Here is a 5,074-nt window from a genome sequence, read left to right as displayed (position 1 = left end):
ACTAACAAAGGTATAATGAAAAAATAGTGATCAGGCTTTATCCCTGGTTTCTTCGCTCCTGCTAGGGAATACTTTTAGGAGGTTTCGTCTCTAGTGTTTCGGTAGCAGAAGTAAAAAAAACTGAAATCAAGCTTATAATTGAATCATGAACTCAGCAAGCTGGAGCAACATGGAAATTAACTCGAATCCTCTCAAAATTCTAACGACCAAAGTGCAAGAAACTGTTACCAATACCCAAGAGTTATCTAACAAAATCTCGGCTCAAATTCAAGACAGTGCAAATGTAGTCACAACATGGGTAGAATCAGCGCCCAGTTCAATCGTTAGTGCTGGAGTCATTGCTACTCAAGAAGCGTTTAAAATCGCCCATAATATCCGTTTTGAAAACCTACCCAAACAGTTGCAATTAAAATTTGCTAGGGCGGGTATGCGTTCTGGAATGCGAAATGTTCAAGAAGCAGCAAAAGTATTTGAATCCATACCCGCCCAAATTCGAGCTCAAGGGCCAGAAGCGATTCGTAACTTTTGTCAAGATAAAGATTGGAGTCATATCCGAGCACATATTAATGGAGGTGGAAGTGAAGCAAATAATGGAATTTTTGAATATTTTTGGGTCAATCGTGATCGTGGCGGTGTAGATATGACGGCGGAAGAATTAGCAGTTGCTAAAAAAGTTTTAGCAGATGCCGCTTTTAAAACAGCCGTGACTGAAATTGTTGGAATCACGATTAAAGGAGCAATTATTGCAGCAGTTATTGAGTTAGTTTTTTCGATTTTAGAAAACTCTTTGTTATACGCGGAAGCAAAAATTACCCAGTCAGAGTTAGTTCAAAAAGTTACTACCGCCACCGCTAAAGCTGGTATTGCTGGTGGTGTTATTACTGGTATTTTGTTAACAATTTGTATGATATTTCCTCCTATTGCTCAACTTTTAGGTATTGCAGCCATACCTTTAGCAGTTGCAGGAATTGGTTTTATGGGAATTCGAGCTTGGGAAATCTTTTGTCATGCGGATCGCTTATTTGCTATCACTGAACAAACACAAAAATTTCTGTCTATCCCTGAAGCGACAATTTAATTTAACCCATTTCTGACAATTTTAGGATTAATATTTGTTTAAAGAATGTGATTGAGAAAAAAAGCTAAGGAGGCACTACTTAAGGGAACTGTAAGATTATCAATGCCATATTTTGAAAAGGTTTCTAAGGCTGTAGCGACAAGGGCGACTAAGATGGAAATCTTCAAAATTAGTTCTAAATTTCCGGGTACTGCTAATAAAATGATACTAGAAATCATAAAACTAACAAATAGCATGGTTAGAGAACCTTCCCAACTTTTAGAACTTCCTAAAACATGATATTGATGTTTTCCCCATTTTTGACCAATGACAGCCGCTAAACCATCCCCCCAGGTCATGACTAAAATCCCTAAAGCGGCATATTGAGGTTGTTGAATTGTCCAAAACCAACCAATTAAAACCCCAATACTAATGGCATAAAAAAACGTTCCTAAACTTTTACGACCGACACTATTAATACTCGGAAGAATCGGGGTTTGGTAGGAAATAATGGCTATCATTCCTGAAATGACACTAGCAGTAATTCCTACCCAAGCTGGAATATTGAACCACCAAGCAAATAAAATTACATTTCCAGTTCCAATATGAACAATTTTTCGGGAAACTTCCGCATTAACTGAAAAAATTCGGTTGAGTCCTTCTGCGATCGCTAAAATTACACCTAACCAAACAGCAACTAAAGTAATTTGCAATACTAACGGAGGAATTTCAGTGAGACTCAGCATTGAATCAATCGGGTATAAATGAACTTAACCTATTAGTATACGCTAATTGTTGCATTTTCTAACATTCAAAAGTATTTTAGTTTAAGCCAGATTGGTGTAAATATTGAGTATCTATCGGTGTTCTTTACAAAAACTATTGAACCTGAAAACGCCATCTCAATTATCAGTACCCAAACATAATGATTTAGACATTTCTAATTCCCTGTTCCCCATTCTCCGTTCCATTTTTAATTGTATAGACTTATTTCAATGATTAATATTGATGATTTTTATTAACAAATTAGTCATATAGCAATCCGATTTGATTGGTGGTAGGGGTAATTCATGAATTGCCCCTACGGTCAGGGTTTTAGTTATAGCGGCGATGACAACCGATTTAGACTTGTTATATGTTCCCATCCCAACCCTTCAGTAACTATGTTTCGAGACAATCTGGATTAATTTTAACCTTACTATTGCATTAACGGACTCTAACTTATATATTAAGATTAATTTGCTCTATCCTCTAGTCTCGTTAGTTAAAGTCCCATTTACTTTTTACCATGTCACGCAAAAAAAACTTTTTTGAATCTCTAACTCATTGGTTCAGCGATGAACATTTTTTATTACTTTTAGAAGAAATTCAAGTAGCGATCGCTAAAACTCTATCACTCGCAATGGTTGTGGTCATTGTCGTGTGTTGTGGTCAACTCATTGTATATTTAACGCAAAAATTACTGACAGATTCAACTCTCATTTTCAAAGTTTCTTTATTTGAAATTTTTGGATTGTTTTTAAATGTTTTGATCGCTTTAGAAATTTTAGAAAATATCTCATCTTACTTAAAAAAGCACGTTATTCAAGTTGAATTAGTAATTATTACTTCCTTAATTGCGGTCGGTAGAAAAATCATTATTTTTGATTTAGATAAAAAGGGAGGTCAAGATCTAATAGGGCTGGCGTTGGCTGTTTTAGCATTATCCATTAGTTATCTCATTGTTAGACTCAATAAAGGCGAAGATAAGCATTGAAATCCCTCACTTAGCCGTTTTAGGGGGGTAAACTGAGCTAAAATGTCCCTAAAGCTATGAATGAAGAGTATAAAATAATACTTAATTTCGGTTTATCTTATTTATAAAATTACCGAATACAGCCCCAAGCCGAAAAACCTTCAGTTCACAAATTGTATCATCCTATCCAGCCAAAATCCACTAAACTAACAACCAGCCAAAAATTCAGCATTCAGTCTTTTTAACACTTAATTCTATGGAAACCCTATTGAACCAATTTTGGCATTTTGTTTCAGGAGCATTTACCCTTAACCCAGATGTATTTAAAGAAATTAGCACTTTATCTAATGGGTTAACGATCGCATTAATGATTGTTCTATTGGCGGGTTTATCGCAATCCATTGGACAATGTATTGTTTTATTCGCTAATAAAGTTAAACCTGTTCGGTTTGTATTAAGTTTAGGAATTTCTGCGATTGTCTTTACCCTTAGTTATGGATTATGGGCAACAAGTATTTGGATTACCAGTAGTTTATTTTTTAAGATTCCACTCAGTTTTAGTCTGATTTTTACAATTGTTGGTCTGAGTTATGCCCCCCAAATCTTAGGGTTTTTAATTGGTTTACCTTATTTTGGAATTGCCATTGGGGTTTTCCTTTCAATTTGGAGTTTATTGGCTCAATTTGTGGGATTAGAAACCATTGCCATTTTTGATGATTGGTCAGCCTTTACTTGTACTTTAATCGGGTGGGTGGTCTTACAAATTCTGCAACGAACCATTGGGCGTCCGATTTTAGCTTTTAGCCGTTGGTTATCCAATTGGGCGGCGGGTACTTCATTAATTACAGACCCGAAACAATTAGAACAAATGCTCATGAATGGCAGTGATCCGCAACTGGTTACTGTCGGTAAAGAACTCTGGTTACAAGCAGAACAACAAGAAGAAAAACCCCAGCTTCAACCTTCATCTTGGATTAGATTTATTGCCCTATCTGCCTTAGCTTTATTATTGGTTTTAATCTTCACACCCACAGATAAAAATCCTTTTTACATCTGGTTTGGATTATTAAATGATTCCTTACGATTAGCTGTTAAATTAATTCAATATAGTTTAATTGCTCTGTTAATTTCTATTATTTTAACTCCCCTAGAATCCTTAAGCTGGTGGGCCGGGTGGTATGGAGTTCAACCCTTACAAAATCCGGGTCAATTAGTATCAGAAGCTTGCCCAGATACTCCCATTAATCATTATGTTGTGTATTTAGATGGAATCAATCAAGGTTCCTATCAATATTTACCCGAAGTTGAACGGTTTTTAGATAATTTAGCAGCAGCTACTCCTGATAATATTGCCATTGTTAAAGGGATTATGCCCTATTCTGTCACCAATAATCCCTTAACTCAAAATCGACCCTTTGCCTTTTTGTGGCGCATTGTAGACTCCATTGCGGTTAATAATCCCGCCAATCCCATTGGATTTATTATTAATGCTCGCAATATTGTGGCGGTAGCGGTTTCGGCTGATCCTCGTTATGGCCCGATTCAAAATCAAGGTTTATCTCAGGTTTTGTATAAAAGTTTACTAAACTATGGTTATCCCCTCGGTAGTTCGATTCCCGTGACGTTAATTGGTTATAGTGGCGGTGGTCAAATGTCAATGGGGGCTGCAACTTTCCTTAAACGCACCCTTAATGCTCCGATTACAGTGATTTCAATCGCAGGGGTTATCAGTGGAAATACCGGGGCAATGGTAACCGAACATCTCTATCATTTAGTTGGTGAAAAAGATAGTGTTGAAAAAGTGGGGGCGATTATTTTCCCTGGACGCTGGCCGATTACTTTATTATCGAATTGGAATTGTGCCAAACGGCGAGGAAAAATTAGTTTGATTTCTTTAGGGCCCGTCGGACACAATATGATGGGTGGCCCAATGGGAGATGAAAAACTTGCCAATGGTAAAACCTTTCTGGAACAAACGGTTGATATTGTCACCGGAATTTTATTAGAAAATTGGGAAATTACAGGGTTAGATCCTGAGACTTGGAAAAAGCAAAGTAACTATGAACGCTATAAACAAGCTGCTTTTAATCAAACCCATTATTATCCAGTTCAACAACTGCTTAATCCGCAATTCTATCAACCGGTCGGAACCTGGATGGGTCGATTAATTTTACCTGAAGAATCAGAGCGGGAACAAGTCAAAGGGGTCTTATTTGAAATTTACCATGCCGATGAAAAAAATCAACATCGCATCGGACAAATTGTAAATTTAAGATGGGATA

The 5,074-nt window shown here is 36.7% G+C and carries 3 protein-coding genes and 1 pseudogene; 3 read left to right on the top strand and 1 reads right to left on the bottom strand.

Annotated features, from left to right (window positions below):
* Window positions 1-145 precede the first annotated feature (145 nt).
* Entirely contained in the window at window positions 146-1,078 is a 933-nt protein-coding gene (locus tag ACKPEB_RS06250) for a hypothetical protein (RefSeq protein ID WP_408963984.1), read from the top strand.
* A gap of 38 nt (window positions 1,079-1,116) precedes the next feature.
* On the opposite strand, the gene ACKPEB_RS06245 is transcribed toward ACKPEB_RS06250, so the two are convergent.
* Window positions 1,117-1,803 carry a diacylglycerol/polyprenol kinase family protein gene (locus ACKPEB_RS06245; protein WP_408963983.1) on the bottom strand — a complete coding sequence of 229 codons (687 nt, stop codon included), beginning with the start codon at window positions 1,801-1,803 and terminating at the stop codon, window positions 1,117-1,119.
* A gap of 542 nt (window positions 1,804-2,345) precedes the next feature.
* On the opposite strand from ACKPEB_RS06245, the gene ACKPEB_RS06240 reads away from it, so the two are divergent.
* Together ACKPEB_RS06240 and ACKPEB_RS06235 are read left to right on the top strand one after the other, a co-directional pair.
* Window positions 2,346-2,813 (top strand): phosphate-starvation-inducible PsiE family protein, encoded by a 468-nt coding sequence (locus tag ACKPEB_RS06240; RefSeq protein WP_408963982.1) that lies wholly within the window; start codon window positions 2,346-2,348, stop codon window positions 2,811-2,813.
* A gap of 235 nt (window positions 2,814-3,048) precedes the next feature.
* Window positions 3,049-5,074: pseudogene (locus ACKPEB_RS06235) on the top strand (peptidase); the annotation flags it as partial.

Origin of the sequence: Planktothrix sp. (assembly GCF_046067725.1) — a bacterium.
Taxonomy (GTDB): Bacteria; Cyanobacteriota; Cyanobacteriia; order Cyanobacteriales; family Microcoleaceae; genus Planktothrix.
This window is presented reverse-complemented; position numbering and strand designations above follow the sequence as displayed.

Coding starts and splice junctions, on each gene's coding strand:
- ACKPEB_RS06250 (WP_408963984.1), top strand. CDS start 146: ATGAACTCAGCAAGCTGGAGCAACATGGAAATTAACTCGAATCCTCTC.
- ACKPEB_RS06245 (WP_408963983.1), bottom strand. CDS start 1,803: ATGCTGAGTCTCACTGAAATTCCTCCGTTAGTATTGCAAATTACTTTA.
- ACKPEB_RS06240 (WP_408963982.1), top strand. CDS start 2,346: ATGTCACGCAAAAAAAACTTTTTTGAATCTCTAACTCATTGGTTCAGC.